Source organism: Streptococcus nakanonensis (assembly GCF_059738785.1).
Map to the genome: position 1 here is coordinate 220,804 of NZ_AP027139.1, position 24,197 is coordinate 245,000.

General features: G+C 40.9%; 20 protein-coding genes, 2 tRNA genes and 2 rRNA genes (1 of these 24 running past the window's edge). 23 read left to right on the forward strand and 1 reads right to left on the reverse strand.

From position 1 onward, the window contains the following. Nucleotides 1-16: 16 nt before the first annotated feature. The 14 genes from AC6I9F_RS01200 (at nt 17) to gap (ending at nt 16,158) form a co-directional block, all read left to right on the forward strand. Nucleotides 17-682: a 3-keto-L-gulonate-6-phosphate decarboxylase UlaD gene (locus AC6I9F_RS01200; RefSeq protein WP_265526883.1), complete on the forward strand. Its 666-nt coding sequence runs from the start codon at nt 17-19 to the stop codon at nt 680-682. Nucleotides 683-685: 3 nt separating this feature from the next. Further along, nucleotides 686-1,549 carry an L-ribulose-5-phosphate 3-epimerase gene (locus AC6I9F_RS01205; RefSeq protein WP_023945653.1) on the forward strand — a complete coding sequence of 288 codons (864 nt, stop codon included), beginning with the start codon at nt 686-688 and terminating at the stop codon, nt 1,547-1,549. Between the two features lies 1 nt (nt 1,550). Then, nucleotides 1,551-2,258 (forward strand): L-ribulose-5-phosphate 4-epimerase, encoded by a 708-nt coding sequence (locus AC6I9F_RS01210; RefSeq protein ID WP_023945654.1) that lies wholly within the window; start codon nt 1,551-1,553, stop codon nt 2,256-2,258. A 166-nt stretch (nt 2,259-2,424) separates the two neighbouring features. Further along, nucleotides 2,425-4,098: a BglG family transcription antiterminator gene (locus AC6I9F_RS01215; protein WP_023945655.1), complete on the forward strand. Its 1,674-nt coding sequence runs from the start codon at nt 2,425-2,427 to the stop codon at nt 4,096-4,098. 111 nt (nt 4,099-4,209) lie between these two features. Continuing rightward, entirely contained in the window at nt 4,210-5,301 is a 1,092-nt protein-coding gene (gene ulaG, locus AC6I9F_RS01220) for an L-ascorbate 6-phosphate lactonase (RefSeq protein WP_265526884.1), read from the forward strand. A 113-nt stretch (nt 5,302-5,414) separates the two neighbouring features. Further along, nucleotides 5,415-7,391, forward strand: coding sequence for a transketolase (gene tkt, locus AC6I9F_RS01225; RefSeq protein WP_498022273.1), 1,977 nt, complete (start codon nt 5,415-5,417; stop codon nt 7,389-7,391). Nucleotides 7,392-7,507: 116 nt separating this feature from the next. Further along, nucleotides 7,508-7,807, forward strand: coding sequence for a preprotein translocase subunit YajC (gene yajC, locus AC6I9F_RS01230; RefSeq protein WP_001069287.1), 300 nt, complete (start codon nt 7,508-7,510; stop codon nt 7,805-7,807). Between the two features lie 46 nt (nt 7,808-7,853). Further along, nucleotides 7,854-8,297, forward strand: coding sequence for a low molecular weight protein-tyrosine-phosphatase (locus tag AC6I9F_RS01235; protein ID WP_498022275.1), 444 nt, complete (start codon nt 7,854-7,856; stop codon nt 8,295-8,297). Then, nucleotides 8,284-8,694, forward strand: a complete 411-nt coding sequence (locus tag AC6I9F_RS01240) for a hypothetical protein (RefSeq protein ID WP_498022277.1) — start codon at nt 8,284-8,286, stop codon at nt 8,692-8,694. Before AC6I9F_RS01235 ends, AC6I9F_RS01240 begins: the two co-directional genes overlap by 14 nt. Nucleotides 8,695-8,993: 299 nt before the next feature. Further along, nucleotides 8,994-11,645, forward strand: coding sequence for a bifunctional acetaldehyde-CoA/alcohol dehydrogenase (gene adhE, locus AC6I9F_RS01245; RefSeq protein WP_498022279.1), 2,652 nt, complete (start codon nt 8,994-8,996; stop codon nt 11,643-11,645). A gap of 123 nt (nt 11,646-11,768) precedes the next feature. Further along, nucleotides 11,769-12,689: a helix-turn-helix domain-containing protein gene (locus AC6I9F_RS01250; protein WP_023945661.1), complete on the forward strand. Its 921-nt coding sequence runs from the start codon at nt 11,769-11,771 to the stop codon at nt 12,687-12,689. A gap of 328 nt (nt 12,690-13,017) precedes the next feature. After that, nucleotides 13,018-13,701, forward strand: coding sequence for an ABC transporter ATP-binding protein (locus AC6I9F_RS01255; RefSeq protein ID WP_049522022.1), 684 nt, complete (start codon nt 13,018-13,020; stop codon nt 13,699-13,701). Continuing rightward, nucleotides 13,670-14,971: an ABC transporter permease gene (locus AC6I9F_RS01260; RefSeq protein ID WP_498022282.1), complete on the forward strand. Its 1,302-nt coding sequence runs from the start codon at nt 13,670-13,672 to the stop codon at nt 14,969-14,971. The genes AC6I9F_RS01255 and AC6I9F_RS01260 overlap by 32 nt, the downstream gene beginning before the upstream one ends. Before the next feature lie 176 nt (nt 14,972-15,147). Further along, nucleotides 15,148-16,158, forward strand: coding sequence for a type I glyceraldehyde-3-phosphate dehydrogenase (gene gap / locus AC6I9F_RS01265; RefSeq protein ID WP_000260662.1), 1,011 nt, complete (start codon nt 15,148-15,150; stop codon nt 16,156-16,158). A gap of 68 nt (nt 16,159-16,226) precedes the next feature. On the opposite strand, the gene AC6I9F_RS01270 is transcribed toward gap, so the two are convergent. Then, complete coding sequence (locus AC6I9F_RS01270) at nt 16,227-17,102, reverse strand: RluA family pseudouridine synthase (RefSeq protein WP_411865948.1); 876 nt, start codon at nt 17,100-17,102, stop codon at nt 16,227-16,229. Nucleotides 17,103-17,188: 86 nt separating this feature from the next. On the opposite strand from AC6I9F_RS01270, the gene pbp2a reads away from it, so the two are divergent. From pbp2a to AC6I9F_RS01315, 9 genes are all read left to right on the forward strand, one after another. Further along, nucleotides 17,189-19,384, forward strand: coding sequence for a penicillin-binding protein PBP2A (gene pbp2a, locus AC6I9F_RS01275; protein WP_498022283.1), 2,196 nt, complete (start codon nt 17,189-17,191; stop codon nt 19,382-19,384). Between the two features lie 52 nt (nt 19,385-19,436). Next, nucleotides 19,437-19,589 carry a 50S ribosomal protein L33 gene (rpmG, locus tag AC6I9F_RS01280; protein ID WP_001809375.1) on the forward strand — a complete coding sequence of 51 codons (153 nt, stop codon included), beginning with the start codon at nt 19,437-19,439 and terminating at the stop codon, nt 19,587-19,589. 9 nt (nt 19,590-19,598) lie between these two features. Beyond that, entirely contained in the window at nt 19,599-19,775 is a 177-nt protein-coding gene (gene secE / locus AC6I9F_RS01285) for a preprotein translocase subunit SecE (protein WP_001210991.1), read from the forward strand. A 50-nt stretch (nt 19,776-19,825) separates the two neighbouring features. Next, nucleotides 19,826-20,362, forward strand: a complete 537-nt coding sequence (nusG, locus tag AC6I9F_RS01290; RefSeq protein WP_000376734.1) for a transcription termination/antitermination protein NusG — start codon at nt 19,826-19,828, stop codon at nt 20,360-20,362. 119 nt (nt 20,363-20,481) lie between these two features. Beyond that, a complete protein-coding gene (locus AC6I9F_RS01295; protein WP_112445386.1) occupies nt 20,482-20,961 on the forward strand; it encodes a sigma-70 RNA polymerase sigma factor region 4 domain-containing protein in 480 nt (159 codons plus the stop codon). A 92-nt stretch (nt 20,962-21,053) separates the two neighbouring features. Next, nucleotides 21,054-21,125: transfer RNA gene (locus tag AC6I9F_RS01300), tRNA-Glu, on the forward strand. A 242-nt stretch (nt 21,126-21,367) separates the two neighbouring features. Beyond that, nucleotides 21,368-22,913, forward strand: a 16S ribosomal RNA gene (locus tag AC6I9F_RS01305). Between the two features lie 51 nt (nt 22,914-22,964). Beyond that, nucleotides 22,965-23,037: transfer RNA gene (locus tag AC6I9F_RS01310), tRNA-Ala, on the forward strand. Nucleotides 23,038-23,161: 124 nt separating this feature from the next. After that, nucleotides 23,162-24,197, forward strand: a 23S ribosomal RNA gene (locus tag AC6I9F_RS01315) (it continues 1,866 nt past the right edge of the window). The 16S and 23S rRNA genes sit together here with 2 tRNA genes alongside, the layout of an rRNA operon.

Here is a 24,197-nt window from a genome sequence, read left to right on the forward strand (position 1 = left end):
AAAGAGGAATAAAGAGATGACAAAAAGAATACCTAATTTACAAGTTGCATTAGACCATTCAGACTTGCAAGGAGCGATTAAAGCAGCTGTTTCTGTTGGTCATGAAGTAGATATTATTGAAGCTGGAACTGTTTGCTTGCTTCAAGTTGGAAGTGAGCTGGTTGAAGTCTTGCGAAGCCTTTTCCCAGATAAGATTATTGTGGCAGACACAAAATGTGCCGATGCTGGTGGAACAGTTGCCAAAAATAATGCCGTTCGTGGTGCCGATTGGATGACTTGTATCTGTTCTGCAACCATACCTACTATGGAAGCAGCTCTAAAGGCTATTAAGGCTGAACGTGGAGACCGAGGCGAAATCCAGATTGAACTTTATGGCGATTGGACTTTTGAACAAGCTCAGCTTTGGCTAGATGCTGGGATCTCGCAAGCTATCTATCACCAATCTCGTGATGCCCTTCTTGCTGGTGAAACTTGGGGTGAAAAAGACCTTAATAAGGTTAAAAAACTCATTGACATGGGCTTCCGTGTATCTGTAACAGGTGGTCTGGATGTAGATACTCTCAAACTCTTTGAAGGCGTTGATGTCTTTACATTTATCGCAGGTCGTGGAATTACAGAGGCTGCGGATCCAGAAGGAGCAGCGCGTGCCTTCAAGGATGAAATCAAACGAATTTGGGGGTAAATCATGACACGTCCGATTGGAATTTACGAAAAGGCGACGCCCAAGCACTTCACTTGGAAAGAACGCTTGGAGTTTGCCAAGGAGCTGGGCTTTGACTTTGTTGAAATGTCGGTTGATGAAAGCGATGCTCGCTTAGCGCGCTTGGACTGGAGTAAGGAAGAACGCTTTGAAGTGGTCAAAGCTATCTATGAAACTGGTGTTCGTATTCCTTCTATCTGTTTTTCAGGCCATCGTCGCTACCCATTGGGATCAAATGATCCAGTTCTAGAGGAAAAATCTCTAGAACTCATGAAAAAATGTATCGAATTAGCCCAAGATTTGGGAGTTCGTACGATTCAACTAGCTGGTTACGACGTTTACTATGAGGAAAAGTCACCCCAGACACGCCAACGTTTTATCAAAAATTTGAGAAAAGCCTGTGACTGGGCTGAAGAGGCTCAGGTGGTACTTGCTATTGAAATTATGGATGATCCTTTCATCAATAGCATCGAAAAATACTTGGCTGTAGAAAAAGAGATTGACTCTCCCTACCTCTTTGTATACCCAGATATTGGTAATGTATCTGCATGGCATAATGATGTCTACAGTGAATTTTATCTTGGGCATCATGCCATCGCAGCTCTCCATCTCAAGGATACTTATGCAGTGACAGAAAGTTCAAAGGGCCAGTTCCGAGATGTAACTTTTGGGCAAGGTTGTGTCAAATGGGAAGAAGCTTTCGATATTTTAAAACAAACCAATTATAATGGTCCTTTCCTAATCGAAATGTGGTCTGAAAATTGTGAAACTGTGGAAGAAACACGTGAAGCTATTCAAGAGGCCCAAGCTTTTCTCTACCCACTAATTAAGAAAGCAGGTTTGATGTAAGATGAATCAAGTAATCAATGCTATGCGTAAACGAGTCTGTGATGCCAATCAATCATTACCGAAACATGGACTTGTCAAATTTACCTGGGGTAATGTATCTGAAGTTAATCGCGAACTAGGTGTCATTGTTATCAAACCATCAGGCGTAGACTATGACGAATTGACACCTGAAAACATGGTGATGACTGATCTAGATGGTAAGGTCCTAGAAGGGGATTTAAGACCATCTTCTGATCTTCCAACTCATGTGCAGTTATATAAGGCTTGGTCAGAAATTGGTAGTGTGGTCCACACCCATTCGACAGAAGCAGTTGGTTGGGCTCAAGCTGGACGCGATATTCCTTTCTACGGAACAACCCATGCAGATTATTTCTACGGTTCAATCCCTTGCGCCCGTAGTTTGACCAAGGACGAAGTAGAAGTGGCCTATGAAAAAGATACTGGCCTGGTTATCGTAGAAGAGTTTGAACGTCGCGGACTTAACCCGATTGAAGTACCAGGAATTGTTGTACGCAATCACGGTCCATTCACCTGGGGACAAAATCCAGAGAATGCTGTTTATCACTCTGTCGTACTAGAGGAAGTATCAAAGATGAATCGCTTTACAGAACAAATCAATCCAAGAGTTGAACCTGCTCCCCAGTACATTCTAGAAAAACACTACCAACGTAAGCATGGACCAAATGCTTATTACGGTCAAAAGAAATAAGAAATTGAATTGAAAAGAGGCTAGGACCTTTCGATCCAAGCCTCGCTTTTGTAATTGTAAGTATTCGTTATTAAGAGACTACTGTTGATAATTGAAATGCGTTAGTGAATGTGATACTATTATAAAGTTGTTTTCAAGGCAGTTGATTGATAGAGGAGTATGAAATATGGTACTGGATAAGGCAAGTTGTGATTTGCTTCAATATTTGATGGATCAAGAAACGTCAAAAACGATTATGGGGATTTCGAAAGATTTGAAGGAGTCAAGAAGGAAAATTTATTATCACATTGACAAAATCAATGCTGCTTTGGGTGACGAGGCGCTTCACATCATTAGTATTCCACGAATTGGTATTCACTTAACGGAAGAGCAGAGAGATGCTTGTTGTGAACTATTATCGGAAGTAGATTCGTACGATTATACCATGAGTGCGCATGAACGTATGATGATAATGTTACTATGGATAGGTATTTCTAAAGAACGTATTACGATTGAAAAATTGATGGAGTTAACAGAGGTATCTAGGAATACTGTTCTCAATGATTTGAATAGTATTCGTTATCAACTAACTTTGGAACAATATCAGGTGACCTTGCAAGTGAGCAAGTCACAGGGATACCACCTTCATGCCCACCCTCTTAATAAAATTCAGTATCTTCAATCGCTTCTATATCATATTTTTATGGAAGAGAATGCCACTTTTGTATCTATTTTAGAAGATAAGATGAAAGAGAGGTTAGATGATGAGTGTTTGCTTTCTGTTGAAATGAACCAATTTTTTAAGGAACAGGTTCCTTTAGTTGAACAAGATTTAGGGAAGAAAATAAACCATCATGAAGTAACTTTTATGTTGCAGGTTCTACCTTATTTGCTGTTAAGCTGTCATAATGTTGAACAGTATCAAGAAAGACATCAGGATATAGAGAAAGAATTTTCTTTGATAAGAAAAAGAATAGAGTATCAGGTGTCTAAGAAATTAGGAGAACGGTTGTTTCAAAAGTTTGAAATTTCTTTGTCAGAACTTGAAGTTTCTCTTGTAGCTGTTCTTCTCCTCTCCTACCGTAAAGATTTGGATATTCATGCAGAAAGTGATGATTTTCGGCAATTAAAACTTGCTTTAGAAGAATTTATCTGGTATTTTGAATCACAAATCCGCATGGAGATTGAGAACAAGGATGATTTGTTAAGAAATTTGATGATCCACTGTAAAGCCTTGTTATTTAGAAAGACTTACGGTATTTTTTCTAAAAATCCTCTAACAAAACAAATTCGATCCAAGTATGGAGAATTATTTTTAGTCACTAGAAAATCTGCGGAAATTTTAGAAGGAGCGTGGTTTATTCGGCTAACAGACGATGATATTGCCTATTTGACGATTCATATTGGAGGATTTTTAAAGTATACACCATCGTCTCAAAAAAATATGAAAAAAGTTTATCTCGTTTGTGATGAAGGTGTTGCGGTTTCGAGACTTTTGCTGAAACAATGCAAACTTTATTTTCCAAATGAGCAAATTGGCACTGTATTTACAACAGAACAATTTAAGAGTGTGGAAGATATTGCACAAGTTGATGTAGTGATTACTACTAATGATGATTTGGATAGCAGATTTCCGATTTTAAGGGTTAATCCTATCCTTGAAGCAGAAGATATTTTGAAAATGCTAGACTATCTTAAACACAATATATTTCGTAATGAGAGCAAAAGTTTCAGTGAAAATCTTTCTAGTCTTATTTCGTCTTATATTGTAGACAGCAAGTTGGCTAGTAAGTTCCAAGAAGAGGTTCAAACACTTATAAATCAAGAAATAGTAGTTCAAGCTTTTTTGGAAGATATTTGAAGGACAGTCCAATGATGAACACAAACCTGTGTTTTTCTTGGTCTTTTTTAGTGTTTTGAAGGGTGGTATACTAATCTCAAAGATAACAATTATATCCAAAGGAGGCAACATATGCCAAACGTCAAAGAAATTACAAGAGAGTCATGGATTTTAGCTACTTTCCCAGAGTGGGGAACCTGGTTGAACGAAGAAATCGAAGAAGAAGTCGTACCTGAAGGTAACTTTGCCATGTGGTGGCTAGGCAACTGTGGTACTTGGATTAAGACACCAGGTGGTGCTAACGTTGTCATGGACCTTTGGTCAAACCGTGGAAAATCAACTAAAAAAGTGAAAGATATGGTTCGTGGGCACCAAATGGCAAATATGGCAGGTGTTCGTAAGTTGCAACCAAACTTGCGTGTTCAGCCAATGGTTATTGATCCATTTGCTATCAACGAACTCGACTACTACTTGGTTTCACACTTCCATAGTGACCATATTGACATCAATACAGCGGCGGCGATTGTCAACAATCCAAAACTCGACCATGTGAAATTTATCGGACCTTACGAATGTGGTGAAATCTGGAAAAAATGGGGTGTGCCAGAAGAGCGCATCATCGTTATCAAACCGGGTGAAAGTTTTGAATTTAAAGACATTAAAGTCACAGCCGTTGAATCATTCGACCGTACTTGCTTGGTTACTTTGCCAGTCGAAGGTGCCAAAGAAAACGACGACAACTTGAAAGGTCTGCCAGTGACAGACGAAGAAATGGCTCGTAAGGCTGTCAACTACGTCTTTGAAACTCCGGGCGGAACTATTTACCACGGGGCTGATTCTCACTTCTCAAACTACTTTGCAAAACACGGAAAAGACTTTGATATTGATGTTGCCATTAACAACTACGGGGACAACCCAATCGGTATCCAAGATAAGATGACGTCTATCGATTTGCTTCGTATGGCTGAAAATCTGCGCGCCAAAGTTATCATCCCAGTTCACTACGATATTTGGTCTAACTTTATGGCTTCAACCGACGAAATCCTTGCCCTTTGGAAAATGCGTAAGGAACGCTTGCAATATCAATTCCACCCATTCATCTGGGAAGTTGGCGGTAAGTACACTTATCCTCAAGATCAACACTTAGTAGAATACCATCATCCACGTGGTTTTGATGATTGTTTTGAACAAGACTCTAACATTCAATTTAAAGCTTTGCTATAATATAAAAATATTCTTTGGAGGTTATCCGTATGTTGCATGATACGGATAATTTTCATATAATAGTAAAATAGAATGTGTGATACAATAATCACTTCAAATAGAAAGGAAATTCTATGTCAAATCTATCTGTTAATGCAATTCGTTTCCTAGGTATTGACGCCATTAATAAAGCCAACTCAGGTCACCCAGGTGTGGTTATGGGAGCAGCTCCGATGGCATACAGCGTCTTTACAAAACAACTTCGTATCAATCCAGCTCAACCAAACTGGATTAACCGCGACCGCTTTATTCTTTCAGCTGGCCATGGTTCAATGCTCCTTTATGCTCTTCTTCACCTTTCTGGTTTTGAAGATGTCAGCATGGATGAGATTAAGAGCTTCCGTCAATGGGGGTCAAAAACACCTGGTCACCCAGAATTTGGCCATACAGCAGGGATTGATGCTACAACAGGTCCTCTAGGACAAGGTATTTCCACTGCTACTGGTTTTGCCCAGGCAGAACGTTTCTTAGCAGCCAAATATAACCGCGAAGGCTACAATATCTTTGACCACTATACTTATGTTATCTGTGGAGACGGAGACTTGATGGAAGGTGTCTCAAGTGAGGCAGCTTCATACGCAGGCTTGCAAAAACTAGATAAGTTGGTTGTCCTTTATGATTCAAATGACATCAACTTGGATGGTGAGACAAAGGATTCCTTTACAGAAAGTGTTCGTGACCGTTACAATGCCTACGGTTGGCATACTGCCTTAGTAGAAGATGGAACGGACTTGGAAGCAATCCAAGCTGCTGTCGAAACAGCTAAGGCTTCAGGCAAACCATCTTTGATTGAAGTGAAGACGGTTATTGGATATGGTTCTCCAAACAAACAAGGAACTAATGCTGTACACGGTGCCCCTCTTGGAGCAGATGAAACTGCAGCAACTCGCCAAGCACTTGGTTGGGACTATGAGCCATTTGAAATCCCAGAACAAGTTTATGCTGATTTCAAGGGAAATGTTGCGGACCGTGGCGCATCAGCTTATGAAGCATGGACAAAACTAGTCGCAGATTATAAAGAAGCTCACCCAGAACTGGCTGCAGAAGTGGAAGCAATCATCGAAGGACGTGATCCAGTTGAAGTGACTCCAGCAGACTTCCCAGCTTTAGAAAATGGCTTCTCTCAAGCGACGCGTAACTCAAGCCAAGATGCCTTGAATGTTGTGGCAGCTAAGTTACCAACCTTCCTTGGTGGATCAGCAGACCTCGCTCATTCAAATATGACTTACATCAAAACTGACGGACTTCAAGATGATGCAAATCGCTTGAACCGTAACATTCAGTTTGGTGTTCGTGAATTTGCAATGGGAACGATCTTGAACGGGATGGCTCTTCACGGTGGACTTCGTGTATACGGTGGAACTTTCTTCGTCTTCTCTGACTATGTGAAGGCAGCTGTCCGCTTGTCAGCCTTACAAGGACTTCCTGTGACTTATGTCTTTACCCACGATTCAATCGCGGTTGGGGAAGACGGTCCAACGCACGAACCAGTTGAGCATTTAGCAGGTCTTCGTGCCATGCCAAATCTAAATGTTTTCCGTCCAGCAGATGCGCGTGAAACGCAAGCAGCTTGGTACCTTGCAGTGACAAGCGAAAAAACACCAACTGCCCTTGTCTTGACACGTCAGAATTTGACTGTTGAAGAGGGAACAGACTTCGACAAGGTTGCAAAAGGTGCCTATGTTGTCTATGAAAATGCGGCAGACTTTGATACCATCTTGATTGCGACAGGTTCAGAGGTCAATCTAGCTGTATCAGCTGCCAAAGAATTGGCTAGTCAAGGCGCAAAAGTCCGCGTAGTCAGCATGCCATCTACAGATGTCTTTGATAAACAAGATGCAGCATACAAGGAAGAAATTCTTCCAAATGCAGTTCGCCGTCGTGTTGCAGTCGAAATGGGTGCAACTCAAAACTGGTACAAATATGTTGGACTAGATGGTGCCGTTCTAGGTATTGATACCTTCGGAGCCTCTGCCCCAGCACCAAAAGTATTGGCAGAATATGGCTTTACTGTAGAAAATCTAGTAAAAGTCGTTCAAAACTTGAAATAATTTTAAAAATCAGGGCGCTAGCTCTGGTTTTTCTTACTAGAAAAGCAAGGTACAATCTTGTAAAAGTAGCTGAAATTTGATATAGTAGTCCTATGTAAAAGACAAAGGAGAAGACAATGAATCCAAATTATACATTTTTAATCATGCTAGCCCTTATGGTGGGCTTGATGTTCTTTACGCAACGCTCTCAAAAGAAACAAGCACAAAAGCGTATGGAAAGCTTGAATAAACTACAAAAAGGCTATGAAGTGATTACAATCGGTGGACTTTATGGAACAGTCGATGAAGTAGATACGGAGAAGGGAACAATTGTTCTTGACGTAGATGGAGTTTACTTGACTTTTGAATTAGCTGCTATCAAGACAGTATTACCGCTGAAAGAAACAGCTTCACTAGAAGGCGCAATTGAAAAATAAGACGGGATCATGAACTCCCGTTTTTCTATAAAAGAAAGGAAATGGGATGAAAAAATTAGTCTTTGTCTGTCTGGGAAATATTTGCCGTAGTCCTATGGCCGAGTTTGTTATGAAATCAATGACAGATAATTATGAAATCCAAAGTCGAGCAACTTCTTCTTGGGAACATGGCAATCCGATTCATAAGAGGACTCAGGGAATTTTTCAACAGTATGAGATTCCTTATGACAAAAATAAGACATCGCTTCAGATTAGCAAGGAAGATTTTGAAGCCTTTGATTATATTATCGGCATGGATGCTTCAAATGTTTCTGACTTACGTCAGATGTGTCCAGCAGACTGTCAAGATAAGATTTACTCATTTGCATCTGAAAGTGTTCCAGACCCTTGGTATACAGGAGATTTTGAGGAAACCTATCAGCGTGTTCAGGAGGGTTGTCAAGCATGGTTAGAACGTTTAGAAAAGGAGAGTGAAGGTGGAAAATCTTAAGAATTTTTACGAAAAGTATCGAGTGTATCTGACTCGTCCACGTCTCGAGCTTTTAGCAGTAGTTGCCATTGTTTTCTGTGCTGTACTCGTCTTTTTTCTAAATATTCCCGGAAAAGGTGTCTTAAAACTCGATAATGGAACGATTGTTTATGATGGCAGTCTTGTCCGTGGTAAAATGAATGGCAAAGGAACCATTACCTTCCAAAATGGAGACCAATATACAGGTGGTTTCAACAATGGAGCCTTCAACGGAAAAGGTACCTTTCAATCTAAAGAAGGCTGGACCTACGAAGGTGATTTTGTAAATGGTCAGGCTGAAGGAAAAGGGAAACTAACAACAGAACAAGAAGTTGTTTATGAAGGGACTTTTAAACAAGGCGTCTTTCAACAAAAATAAAGCCTCCTTATCAAAGGAGGTATTGTTAGAATGTTTAAGTAAGCGCTTACCTGCAAATCCCTTTCTTTCCAAGATTCTCTTCCAAATGAGTTTGTGAAATAAAAAAATATTTGAAATAAATTTCACAAACTTCAAAGATAAAACCTGATAAGAAAGGAAAATGATAAAAAATTCACAAGAAACTAAAAATTCTTTGTGAAATGTTTATGAAACTGTTTACAAAGTTGAAATAATGCGTTATAATAAACTTGTGAAAAAATTAACAAAGGATTGAATCCTTGAAAGCTATGGAGGAAAATATGGCTGATAAAAAAACTGTGACACCAGAGGAAAAGAAACTCGCTGCTGAAAAGCATGTCGATGGATTGGTGCAAAAAGCTCTCGTAGCCCTTGAAGAAATGCGTAAGTTGGATCAAGAGCAGGTTGACTACATCGTAGCTAAAGCGTCAGTGGCAGCTTTGGATGCCCACGGGGAATTGGCTTTACATGCCTATGAAGAAACAGGACGTGGTGTATTTGAAGATAAAGCAACTAAGAACTTGTTTGCTTGTGAACACGTAGTAAACAACATGCGCCACACTAAGACAGTTGGCATTATCGAAGAAGACGATGTAACAGGTTTGACTCTTATCGCTGAACCAGTTGGTGTTGTTTGTGGTATCACTCCTACAACAAACCCAACATCAACAGCAATCTTCAAATCATTGATTTCATTGAAGACACGTAACCCAATCGTCTTTGCCTTCCATCCATCAGCACAAGAATCATCTGCTCATGCAGCTCGTATCGTCCGCGATGCAGCTATCGCAGCTGGTGCTCCTGAAAACTGTGTGCAATGGATTACTCAACCATCTATGGAAGCAACAAGTGCCCTTATGAACCACGAAGGTGTTGCGACAATCCTTGCAACAGGTGGTAATGCCATGGTTAAGGCGGCTTACTCATGTGGTAAACCAGCTCTTGGGGTAGGTGCTGGTAACGTTCCAGCTTATGTTGAAAAATCAGCAAACATCCGTCAAGCAGCACACGATATCGTCATGTCTAAATCATTTGATAACGGTATGGTCTGTGCATCTGAACAAGCAGTTATCATTGATAAAGAAATTTACGATGAATTTGTAGCAGAGTTCAAATCTTACCACACTTACTTTGTAAACAAAAAAGAAAAAACTCTTCTTGAAGAGTTCTGCTTCGGCGTGAAAGCAAACAGCAAAAACTGTGCTGGCGCGAAATTGAACGCTGACATCGTTGGTAAACCAGCAACTTGGATTGCAGAGCAAGCAGGATTTACAGTTCCAGAAGGAACAAACATTCTTGCTGCTGAATGTAAAGAAGTTGGTGAAAATGAGCCATTGACTCGTGAAAAATTGTCACCAGTTATCGCAGTTTTGAAATCTGAAAGCCGTGAAGATGGTATTACTAAGGCTCGTCAAATGGTTGAATTTAACGGTCTTGGGCACTCAGCAGCCATCCACACAGCTGACGAAGAATTGACTAAAGAATTTGGTAAAGCTGTTAAAGCTATTCGTGTTATCTGTAACTCACCTTCTACTTTCGGTGGTATCGGGGACGTTTACAATGCCTTCTTGCCATCATTGACACTTGGATGTGGTTCTTACGGACGCAACTCAGTTGGGGATAACGTTAGTGCCATTAACCTCTTGAACATCAAAAAAGTCGGAAGACGGAGAAATAACATGCAATGGATGAAACTTCCTTCAAAAACATACTTTGAACGTGATTCAATTCAATACCTTCAAAAATGTCGTGACGTTGAACGTGTCATGATCGTTACTGACCATGCCATGGTAGAGCTTGGTTTCCTTGATCGTATCATCGAACAACTTGACCTTCGTCGCAATAAGGTTGTTTACCAAATCTTTGCTGATGTAGAACCAGATCCAGATATCACAACTGTAAACCGTGGTACTGAGATTATGCGTGCCTTCAAACCAGATACAATCATCGCTCTTGGTGGTGGATCTCCAATGGATGCTGCTAAAGTAATGTGGCTCTTCTACGAACAACCAGAAGTGGACTTCCGTGACCTTGTTCAAAAATTCATGGATATCCGTAAACGTGCCTTCAAATTCCCATTGCTTGGTAAGAAGACTAAATTCATCGCGATTCCAACTACATCTGGTACAGGGTCTGAAGTAACACCATTTGCCGTTATCTCTGATAAAGCAAACAACCGTAAATACCCAATCGCTGACTACTCATTGACACCAACTGTGGCAATCGTAGATCCTGCTTTGGTATTGACAGTTCCAGGATTTGTTGCTGCTGATACTGGTATGGACGTATTGACTCACGCGACAGAAGCATACGTATCACAAATGGCTAGTGACTACACTGATGGTTTAGCACTTCAAGCCATTAAATTGGTCTTTGAAAATCTCGAAAGCTCAGTTAAGAATGCAGACTTCCACTCACGTGAGAAAATGCATAACGCTTCAACAATCGCTGGTATGGCCTTTGCAAATGCCTTCCTAGGTATTTCTCACTCAATGGCCCATAAGATTGGTGCCCAATTCCACACAATCCACGGTCGTACAAATGCAATCTTGCTTCCATACGTCATCCGCTACAACGGTACACGTCCAGCTAAGACAGCAACATGGCCTAAGTATAACTACTACCGTGCAGATGAAAAATACCAAGATATCGCACGCATGCTTGGCCTTCCAGCTTCTACTCCAGAAGAAGGTGTGGAATCTTATGCAAAAGCTGTTTACGAACTTGGTGAGCGCGTAGGTATCCAAATGAACTTCAAAGCACAAGGAATTGATGAAAAAGAATGGAAAGAACATTCTCGTGAATTGGCCTTCCTTGCTTATGAAGATCAATGTTCGCCAGCTAACCCACGTCTTCCAATGGTTGACCATATGCAAGAAATCATCGAAGATTCTTACTATGGCTACAAAGAAAGACCAGGACGCCGTAAATAATTGTTATCAGCCTAGAGGCAGGAGAAATCCTGTCTCTTTTTTTGTAATTCTATTTGAAAAATGGTATAATCATCGCATATATTTATTTGAAAATCAAATCTTTAATAATCATGCGAGGGGCAAATGAACAAGATAAATGAGTTAGGGGATAAAGTGCGACTTTTAAGAGAGGAGAAAGGACTTAGTCGTCCAGTTTTTTGCGGGGATGAGTCTGAATTATCAGTGCGTCAGTTGGTGCGGATTGAAAAAGGAGAATTTCGCCCGACGATAAAAACACTAGAATATATTGCAGAACGATTAGAAATTCCGTCCTACGTCTTGATGCCAGATTATAAGGAATTACCCAAGCGTTACCAAGAATTAAAGTACTTTCTTTTACATCATCCTGACTATGGAGACGAGGAGTTGCAGGAACAAAAGGAAGAATATTTTGATGAGATTTTTGAGTGTTTTTATGATGACCTGCCCCGTGATGAGAAAGTGCTAGTGGATTGTCTTCAAGCTATAGATGCAGTGAGAGCGACTAGTAATTCCTTATACGGAAGTGGTGTGATTGAAGACGGTCTTCAAGATTTACTATCCAGAGATGTATATAAAGCCGAGGACTTGTTGAAACTGAGACTGTATTTCAACTGTCAGTTAATGGATGGTTTAAATGTGGGCGAGATAAAAGAATCTGAGCATGAAACCATTCTTTGTTTTCATGACAAACTAAGTTCTCAGGTTGATAAGATAGAGTTCGATTGTTTGGACTTACTTAGAGATTCCTTGTTAGCTTCTTTAGCTTGTATAGAAATTATGGGGCTGTTTCATTATTTTAAGAGGGCAGTCGAGACCTTAAATAAAATAGGACAAAAAACACGAGATTTCCAAAAGCAACCGATTGTCTTGATGGTGGAGTGGAAATATTATATTCATACCGATTATGATACAGCCAAACAAAAGTATGAAGAAGCAAAAATGATGGCGAGGATGTTTGGTAATGAGAAGTTACTCGTTAGTTTAGATAAGGAATGGAGCGAAGACTTAGAAAGGTATTATTAAATGATTTATAGGAGTGACATTTCTGTCATTGGGGAAATGTCGCTTTTTTGTTACAATGAATTTTATACTCAATGAAAATCAAAGAGCAAATTAGGAAACTAGCCGCAGGCTGTACTTGAGTACGGCAAGGCGACGTTGACGTGGTTTGAAGAGATTTTCGAAGAGTATTACTTGATATACATCCAGAAGCAAACTAGGCAATAGAGAAAAAATTCTAAGCAGTAGGTTCATAGTGGCAATCAGTGCTGATGTCGCTTGAAGGCTTTTCTATAATTATGATGTATGACTATGATGTATGACGATAACAGTTTTAAATAAGGGGGAAAGAATGTCCATTTTATCCATTAAAAATATTTCAAAGTTTTACACTTTGGACGGTAAACATCAAGAGCAGGCTCTAAGAAATATAAACCTGCAGATTGCAAAAGGTAAAATTACAGCGATTTATGGTCCGTCAGGCTGTGGCAAAACCAGTCTACTAAACATCATCAGTGGTTTAGATAGACAATATGAAGGAGATTTAGAGTTTAAAGGGGAATCCCTCCGTGACTTATCAGAGATTGAACTAACTCAATTTCGTAAAGATAAGATTGGATTTGTGTTTCAAAACTTTAACCTCATTCCTCATCAGTCTGTCTTGGACAATGTCAAATTACCTCTCTATGTCAAAGATTTATCTGACAGGGAGATGACAATGATTGCAAAGGAGCAATTAAGTAACTTAGGCATGGAGCCTTTTGTAGCTAAAAATGTTAAACAGCTTTCTGGCGGGCAAAAGCAACGCGTAGCAATCGCGCGTGCACTGGTAAATCAGCCAGATATGATTGTAGCAGATGAGCCAACGGGTTCGCTGGATTCTCAATCCCAAGAAATGGTATTGGAAGTATTTAAAAAATTAGCCCAAACAGGGAAAACAGTACTGATTGTAACCCATAATCCAGAGGTTGCCGAATATGCAGATGTGATTATCAAAATGAAGGATGGTGAAGTCGTTGAAGAAGTCAAAAAATAAAGGATTATCATTGAAAAATAAATTCAAGCTTTCTTTAAATAACTTTATGGAAAGAAAGTGGCGTAACCTATTGATTGCGCTAGCAACTTCAATCGGTTTTGTAGGAGTCTTAATTTCTTTCGGCTTGGGAAATGCATTGATTTCGATGATTGATGAAAATACGAATGGAGGTCAAATCCCTTCTCAAGTTCAGATTGCTTTAAACACAAAAAATGTTGGACGAGGCTTTTTGAACCAAGATGATAAGAACTATATCACGGATACAGTTGGCAAAGAAACTATTAAATATTTGGAGAGTCCTTTTGGGATGATCATGTCAAATATTACTATAGATGGTCAAGAAATGGATCTGAGTCAAACGATGCCTTCTTATGCTCAAGTGGTGAGTCTCTATGAGGATACAAGTATCTCTGTTAGTAGTAATGAGGCGGACAAAGTATTAGCCGGTTCCCTCTATACTGATTCAAATGAACAGGGATTGACGATTCCAAGCAGTTTACTAAAAAATTGGAATGAACAGACAGGAAAAAATCTGACAGCTAGTGATATTATTGGCAAATCAGTCTCAGCCAGCATTGTAGAAAATGATGCTGAAGCTAGCAAGACTGCTCAATTTCAAACAAAGATTGTACGTGTAATCAATGATGAAGATGACTTGGAGGACAGCAACAGTTTCATGCCGTCTCATCAAATGGAAACGATTTTGAAAGAGGCTGGATTTACAAAAGCTGTATCTTATTTTATCTTGGAACTCAAAGATCCATCACAAACAAAAGCGATAACAGAAGAATTGCAGAAAAACAAGAAGTATACTGTTCTTTCTCAACAGAAGGTTCTTGATATTGTGATTACTTTTATTCGTGTCATTCAGGGATTGTTGATTGTACTTTCATCACAAGCTATTGTGGTAGCAGCGGTCATGATTGGTATCATCATTTACATCAATATCATGCAACGTTCTAAGGAAATAGGTGTCATGAAGGCAGTTGGTTATCAAAATCGCGATGTCAAAGGAATTTTTATTTACGAGGCTATCTGGATTGTAGGTATCGCCTTGCTACTGGCCTTTTTGGTAGCACAAGGGGTGGGAAGTTTGGCGAATGCGGTTGTAAATCACTTTTATCCATCCATCACTAAGGTTTTTGAATTAAATTTGTTATCTGTTTTAGGAACTCTAGCTTTCGCTCTCTTGCTTGGTTATGTATCAGCTTACTTCCCGGCGCGTAAAATTAGTAAAATGGATCCTGTAGAATCGCTACGATATGAATAGTAAGGGATTCCTTGATTTATAGCCTTAAAAAGAAACTAACATAGAAAAACAATGCCCGTACTTGCAATTAAACTTAAATAGTTATATAATAGGTTTGTTGAAAGGTGATTTGTAGTGATTCAAGTTACTCTTTTCACAATAAAAATTTCATGATTTTCATAAGGAGGAAATCACTAATGGTAGTTAAAGTTGGTATTAACGGTTTCGGACGTATCGGTCGTCTTGCTTTCCGTCGTATCCAAAACGTAGAAGGTGTTGAAGTTACTCGTATCAACGACCTTACAGATCCAGTTATGCTTGCACACTTGTTGAAATACGACACAACTCAAGGTCGTTTCGACGGTACTGTTGAAGTTAAAGAAGGCGGATTTGAAGTTAACGGTAAATTCATCAAAGTTTCTGCTGAACGTGATCCAGAACAAATCGACTGGGCTAACGACGGTGTAGAAATCGTTCTTGAAGCTACTGGTTTCTTTGCTAAGAAAGCAGCTGCTGAAAAACACTTGCACGCTGGTGGAGCTAAAAAAGTTGTTATCACTGCTCCTGGTGGAAACGACGTTAAAACAGTTGTATTCAACACTAACCACGACGTTCTTGACGGTACTGAAACAGTTATCTCAGGTGCTTCATGTACTACAAACTGCTTGGCTCCAATGGCTAAAGCTCTTCAAGACAACTTTGGTGTTGTTGAAGGATTGATGACTACTATCCACGCTTACACTGGTGACCAAATGATCCTTGACGGACCACACCGTGGTGGTGACCTTCGCCGTGCTCGCGCTGGTGCTGTAAACATCGTTCCTAACTCAACTGGTGCTGCAAAAGCTATCGGTCTTGTAATCCCAGAATTGAACGGTAAATTGGACGGAGCTGCTCAACGTGTTCCTGTTCCAGCAGGTTCTGTAACTGAGTTGGTAGCAGTTCTTGAAAAGAACGTTACTGTTGACGAAGTGAACGCAGCTATGAAAGCAGCTTCAAACGAATCATACGGATACACTGAAGATCCAATCGTATCTTCAGATATCCTAGGTATGTCTTACGGTTCATTGTTTGACGCAACTCAAACTAAAGTCCTTGACGTTGACGGTAAACAATTGGTTAAAGTTGTATCATGGTACGACAACGAAATGTCATACACTGCACAACTTGTTCGTACTCTTGAATACTTCGCAAAAATTGCTAAATAATTCTTGAGTCGATAAAAAGCAAGGCCTCTTGGTCTTGCTTTTCAAATATTTAAAAATGGATGACACAATCATCCATTCTTTTTTAATTCTGTTTCAAAAGTATCTGATAGGACAGTGAAGCTTAATTTCTCTAGAGTAAGCGGATGGGTAAAGGACAGTCGGAAGGCGTGGAGCATAAGCCGACTCGTCTTTGGATTGCTGTTATAGAGAGGGTCGCCCAAAATAGGGAAGTTATGATGCGAAAGGTGCACACGAATCTGATGGGTTCGCCCTGTCTTTAGTTTACAACGGACAAGGGTCGTTTTGTTTAGGAATTGCTTTAATCTGCTTACATGCGTTTCAGCATATTGCCCATTTTTTGTATCAACTATTCGTTTTCTGCGGTCATGGCGATCACGCCCAATTTTGTCTTTGAAAACAAGTTCTTTGCTGTTGATATTTCCGTCAACAAGCGCCCAATATTCCCTAGAAATCTCTTTTTTCTCCAATAAGCGGTTGAGAATGGGCAGGATAAAAGGATTTTTGGCAAAGAGAACCAAGCCACTGGTTTCCATGTCCAGACGATGAACGACATAGCAGGTTTGGCCAACATAGGCACTGACATGGTTGAGAAGGGCGATTTCGTTTGGCTGATTACCATGCGTTTTCATCCCCTCTGCTTTGTTCACAATAACTAAGTATTGATCTTGATAAACTTCCTGAACGAGGTTTGGGTTGCCCCAAGGAATTTCCTTTTTGGGATAATCTTCCTCATCAAAAGTCAACTGGCAAACATCCCCAGGTTTCACCATCTCGTTCCAATGAACTTCTCGCTGATTAATCAAAATATGTTTCTTGATTCTCAAAAAATGCCGAATTTTTCTAGGAATGAGGAGTTGTTCCTCCAGTAATTGCTTAACCGTCATTTGAGATAGAGAGTCTGGTAAAGTAAAAGTGAATTTCATACAGATATTGTAACAAAAAAAGCCCTATTTGGATAGGAAATAGCTAAATTCTTGTCTTCCTATGATGAAGATGATAAAATAAACGCATGAAATTAGATAAATTATTCGAGAAATTTCTTTCTCTTTTTAAAAAAGAAACAAGTGAACTAGAGGATTCTGATTCTACTAGCTTACGTCGTTCTCGCAGTGATCGAAAAAAATTAGCCCAAGTGGGTCCGATTCGAAAATTCTGGCGTCGCTATCATCTAACGAAAATCGTTGTTATACTAGGTTTGAGTGCAGGCTTGTTAGTAGGAACCTATTTGTTTGCTGTAGCCAAGTCAACCAATGTCAATGATTTGCAAAACGCCTTGAAAACTCGGACTATCATTTTTGACCGTGAAGAAAAGGAGGCTGGTGCCTTGTCTGGTCAAAAAGGAACCTATGTTGAACTGACTGACATCAGTAAAAACTTGCAGAATGCCGTTATTGCGACAGAAGACCGTTCTTTCTATAAAAATGACGGGATTAACTATGGTCGTTTCTTCTTGGCGATTGTCACTGCTGGTCGTTCAGGTGGTGGCTCTACTATTACCCAACAGTTGGCTAAAAACGCCTATTTGTCACAGGATCAAACTGTTGAGAGAAAAGCGAAAGAATTTTTCCTTGCCTTAGAATTAACAAAAAAATATAGTAAGGATCAGATTTTAACCATGTACCTTAACAACGCCTATTTTGGAAATGGTGTGTGGGGTGTAGAAGATGCGAGTAAGAAATACTTTGGAGTTTCTGCATCAGAAGTGAGTTTGGATCAAGCTGCGACTCTGGCAGGGATGCTCAAGGGGCCGGAACTGTATAATCCTTTGAATTCCGTAGAAGATTCAACCAATCGTCGTGACACTGTCTTACAAAATATGGTTGCAGCAGGATATATTGATAAAAACCAAGAAACCGAAGCTGCGGAAGTTGATATGAATTCGCAATTGCACGATAAATATGAAGGGAAAATCTCAGATTACCGCTATCCTTCTTACTTTGATGCGGTGGTTAATGAAGCTGTTTCCAAGTATAATCTAACAGAGGAAGAGATTGTCAATAATGGCTACCGTATTTACACAGAGCTGGACCAAAACTATCAAGCAAATATGCAGGTTGTCTATGAAAATACATCGCTATTTCCGAGGGTAGAGGATGGAACATTTGCACAATCAGGAAGTGTAGCTCTTGAACCGAAAACAGGAGGAGTTCGTGGAGTTGTCGGTCAAGTTGCTAACAATGATAAAACAGGATTCAGGAATTTCAACTATGCAACCCAATCAAAACGTAGCCCTGGTTCTACAATTAAGCCTTTAGTTGTTTATACGCCAGCAGTTGAGGCAGGTTGGGCTTTGAATAAGCTCTTGGATAACCATACCATGCAGTATAACAGCTATAAGGTTGATAACTATGCAGGAATCAAAACGAGTCGAGAAGTTCCTATGTATCAAGCCTTGGCAGAATCGCTTAATCTACCTGCTGTTGCCATTGTTAATGATTTGGGCCTTGATAAGGCTTTTGAGGCAGGCGAAAAATTCGGACTCAACATGGAAAAGGTCGACCGTGTTCTTGGCGTCGCCTTGGGAAGTGGTGTCGAAACCAATCCTCTGCAAATGGCTCAAGCATATGCTGCCTTTGCAAATGAAGGTTTAATGCCGGAAGCACATTTTATTAGTAGAATTGAAAATGCTAGTGGACAAGTTATTGCTAGCCATAAAAATTCACAAAAACGGGTGCTTGATAAGTCTGTAGCTGATAAGATGACCAGTATGATGTTGGGTACATTCACTAACGGAACCGGTATTAGTTCATCGCCTGCAGACTATGTCATGGCAGGGAAAACTGGAACAACTGAAGCAGTTTTCAATCCGGAATACACAAGTGACCAGTGGGTAATTGGTTATACTCCGGATGTGGTGATTAGTCATTGGCTTGGTTTTCCGACCACTGATGAAAATCACTATCTAGCTGGCTCTACTTCAAATGGTGCAGCCCATGTCTTTAGAAACATTGCCAATACCATTTTACCTTATACACCAGGAAGTACCTTTACGGTTGAAAATGCTTATAAGCAAAATGGAATTGCACCAGCTAACACAAAAAGACAAGTACAAACCAATGATAATAGCCAGATAGATGATAATTTGTCTGATATTCGAGGACGTGCGCAAAGTCTAGTAGATGAGGCTAGTCGGGCTATCTCGGATGCGAAGATTAAGGAAAAGGCTCAAACAATATGGGATTCGGTAGTCAATCTATTTCGCTAAGATGCTTGTCAAAGCCTAGCTTTCTTGTTATAATAGATAAGATGGAGGCGTTATGGCACTAAAAAAAGCAAGCCTAGCTTGTGCGGTTTGTGGTTCGAGAAACTATTCAATCAAGATTAGTGGAAACCCCAAGCCTACACGACTAGAAGTAAATAAATTTTGTAAGCATTGTGGCAAGTACACTACACACAGAGAAACGAGATAGGAGAGAGCGATGCGTTTTATTGGAGATATTTTTAGACTTCTTAAAGACACAACATGGCCAACTCGCAAGGAAAGCTGGAGAGATTTTCGTTCTATCATGGAATACACAGCTTTCTTTGTAGTAATTATTTACATTTTTGACCAGTTGATTGTTTCAGGTTTGATTCGATTTATTAACATTTTTTAGAAGAGTAGTGAAAGTACACTAAAAATCTTCTATTTATGAAAGGAAATATCATGGATAGTTTTGATAAAGGGTGGTTTGTTTTACAAACTTATTCTGGTTATGAAAATAAGGTAAAAGAAAATTTATTACAACGTGCACAAACCTACAATATGTTGGATAATATTTTACGCGTTGAAATTCCAACACAAACAGTGCAAGTTGAAAAAAATGGAAAGAGAAAAGAAGTAGAAGAAAATCGCTTTCCAGGTTATGTTCTTGTAGAAATGGTCATGACAGATGAAGCTTGGTTTGTTGTTCGAAACACACCAAATGTTACAGGATTTGTCGGATCACACGGGAACAGATCAAAACCAACTCCATTATTGGAACAAGAAATTCGTGACATTTTGATATCTATGGGACAAACTGTTCAAGAATTTGATTTCGATGTTGAGGTTGGTCAAACTGTACGTATTATTGATGGTGCTTTTGCAGACTACACTGGTAAGATTACAGAAATTGATAATAACAAAGTAAAAATGATTATCTCTATGTTTGGTAATGACACAGTTGCAGAAGTAAACCTAAACCAAATCGCAGAATTATGACCCAAAGAGAGGCAAGACCTCTCTTTTTGTGCAGTTGAGGAGCTAAAGGGTGCAGAATGGATGAAATGTGCCAAAAGTGTTTCTGAATCTGTTAGACTGTATCTAGAAAGGGGAAGATTATGCTTAAAAAAATGTATGAAGAAGTCCAAGGAATTGTATACAAGTGTAGAAATGAATATTACCTTCATTTGTGGGAGCTATCGGATTGGAACCAAGAGGGTATGATTTGCTTACATGAATTGATTAGTAGAGAAGAAGGACTAGTAGACGATATTCCACGTTTAAGGAAATATTTCAAAACCAAGTTTCGAAATCGAATTTTAGACTATATCCGTAAACAAGAAAGCTACAAACGAAGATATAATAAAGAACTTTATGAAGAAGTGGGTGATATAAGTCATCGTATAAGTGAGGGCGGTCTGTGGCTAGATGATTATTATCTCTTTCATGAAACACTAAGAGATTATAGAAACAAACAAAGTAAAGAGAAACAAGAAGAACTAGAACGCGTCTTAAGAGATGAACGCTTCCGAGGGCGTCAAAGAGTGCTAAAGGACTTACGCATTGTGTTTAAAGAGTTTGACATCCGTACTCATTAGGAATTCATGCAAAAAAATAAAAAAAGTTTAAAAAAGGTGTTGACAAAGTTTAAAAAGCCTGTATAATAGTAAGAGTTGAAAATAACAACTCTGGTCCGTTGGTCAAGGGGTTAAGACACCGCCTTTTCACGGCGGTAACACGGGTTCGAATCCCGTACGGACTATGGTATATTGCGGATGGAACACTTGATGAAAAAAGTTTAAAAAAGTTTCAAAAAAGTGTTGACAAGCGAAAGCGACTGTGATATACTAATATAGTTGTCGCTTGAGGGAAGCGAGTGACAAAGACCTTTGAAAACTGAACAAGACGAACCAATGTGCAGGGCACTACAACTAAGGTTGTAGTACTGAACAATGAAAAAAACAATAAATCTGTCAGTGGCAGAAATGAGTGAGAACTCAAACTTTTAATGAGAGTTTGATCCTGGCTCAGGACGAACGCTGGCGGCGTGCCTAATACATGCAAGTAGAACGCTGAAGGAGGAGCTTGCTTCTCTGGATGAGTTGCGAACGGGTGAGTAACGCGTAGGTAACCTGCCTGGTAGCGGGGGATAACTATTGGAAACGATAGCTAATACCGCATAAGAGTAGATGTTGCATGACATATGCTTAAAAGGTGCAATTGCATCACTACCAGATGGACCTGCGTTGTATTAGCTAGTTGGTGGGGTAACGGCTCACCAAGGCGACGATACATAGCCGACCTGAGAGGGTGATCGGCCACACTGGGACTGAGACACGGCCCAGACTCCTACGGGAGGCAGCAGTAGGGAATCTTCGGCAATGGACGGAAGTCTGACCGAGCAACGCCGCGTGAGTGAAGAAGGTTTTCGGATCGTAAAGCTCTGTTGTAAGAGAAGAACGAGTGTGAGAGTGGAAAGTTCACACTGTGACGGTATCTTACCAGAAAGGGACGGCTAACTACGTGCCAGCAGCCGCGGTAATACGTAGGTCCCGAGCGTTGTCCGGATTTATTGGGCGTAAAGCGAGCGCAGGCGGTTAGATAAGTCTGAAGTTAAAGGCTGTGGCTTAACCATAGTACGCTTTGGAAACTGTTTAACTTGAGTGCAAGAGGGGAGAGTGGAATTCCATGTGTAGCGGTGAAATGCGTAGATATATGGAGGAACACCGGTGGCGAAAGCGGCTCTCTGGCTTGTAACTGACGCTGAGGCTCGAAAGCGTGGGGAGCAAACAGGATTAGATACCCTGGTAGTCCACGCCGTAAACGATGAGTGCTAGGTGTTAGACCCTTTCCGGGGTTTAGTGCCGTAGCTAACGCATTAAGCACTCCGCCTGGGGAGTACGACCGCAAGGTTGAAACTCAAAGGAATTGACGGGGGCCCGCACAAGCGGTGGAGCATGTGGTTTAATTCGAAGCAACGCGAAGAACCTTACCAGGTCTTGACATCCCTCTGACCGCTCTAGAGATAGAGTTTTCCTTCGGGACAGAGGTGACAGGTGGTGCATGGTTGTCGTCAGCTCGTGTCGTGAGATGTTGGGTTAAGTCCCGCAACGAGCGCAACCCCTATTGTTAGTTGCCATCATTCAGTTGGGCACTCTAGCGAGACTGCCGGTAATAAACCGGAGGAAGGTGGGGATGACGTCAAATCATCATGCCCCTTATGACCTGGGCTACACACGTGCTACAATGGCTGGTACAACGAGTCGCAAGCCGGTGACGGCAAGCTAATCTCTTAAAGCCAGTCTCAGTTCGGATTGTAGGCTGCAACTCGCCTACATGAAGTCGGAATCGCTAGTAATCGCGGATCAGCACGCCGCGGTGAATACGTTCCCGGGCCTTGTACACACCGCCCGTCACACCACGAGAGTTTGTAACACCCGAAGTCGGTGAGGTAACCGTAAGGAGCCAGCCGCCTAAGGTGGGATAGATGATTGGGGTGAAGTCGTAACAAGGTAGCCGTATCGGAAGGTGCGGCTGGATCACCTCCTTTCTAAGGATAAGGAACTGCGCATTGGTCTTGTTTAGTCTTGAGAGGTCTTGTGGGGCCTTAGCTCAGCTGGGAGAGCGCCTGCTTTGCACGCAGGAGGTCAGCGGTTCGATCCCGCTAGGCTCCATTGGTGAGAGATCACCAAGTAATGCACATTGAAAATTGAATATCTATATCAAATAGTAACAAGAAAATAAACCGAAAACGCTGTAGTATTAATAAGAGTTTATGACTGAAAGGTCAAAAAATAAGGTTAAGTTAATAAGGGCGCACGGTGGATGCCTTGGCACTAGGAGCCGAAGAAGGACGTGACAAACGACGATATGCCTTGGGTAGCTGTAAGTAAGCGATGATCCAGGGATTTCCGAATGGGGGAACCCAACAGGTACTACCTGTTACCCGCATCTGTTAAGGATGTGAGGAGGAAGACGCAGTGAACTGAAACATCTAAGTAGCTGCAGGAAGAGAAAGCAAAAGCGATTGCCTTAGTAGCGGCGAGCGAAACGGCAGGAGGGCAAACCGAAGAGTTTACTCTTCGGGGTTGTAGGACTGCAATGTGGACTCAAAGATTATAGAAGAATGATTTGGGAAGATCAGCCAAAGAGAGTAATAGCCTCGTATTTAAAATAGTCTTTGTACCTAGCAGTATCCTGAGTACGGCGGGACACGTGAAATCCCGTCGGAATCTGGGAGGACCATCTCCCAACCCTAAATACTCCCTAGTGACCGATAGTGAACCAGTACCGTGAGGGAAAGGTGAAAAGCACCCCGGGAGGGGAGTGAAATAGAACCTGAAACCGTGTGCCTACAACAAGTTCGAGCCCGTTAATGGGTGAGAGCGTGCCTTTTGTAGAATGAACCGGCGAGTTACGTTATGATGCGAGGTTAAGTTGAAGAGACGGAGCCGTAGGGAAACCGAGTCTGAATAGGGCGCCTTAGTATCGTGACGTAGACCCGAAACCATGTGACCTACCCATGAGCAGGTTGAAGGTGCGGTAAGACGCACTGGAGGACCGAACCAGGGCACGTTGAAAAGTGCTTGGATGACTTGTGGGTAGCGGAGAAATTCCAAACGAACTTGGAGATAGCTGGTTCTCTCCGAAATAGCTTTAGGGCTAGCGTCGACATTAGAGATTCTTGGAGGTAGAGCACTGTTTGGGTGAGGGGTCCATCCCGGATTACCAATCTCAGATAAACTCCGAATGCCAATGAATTATGGTCGGCAGTCAGACTGCGAGTGCTAAGATCCGTAGTCGAAAGGGAAACAGCCCAGACCACCAGCTAAGG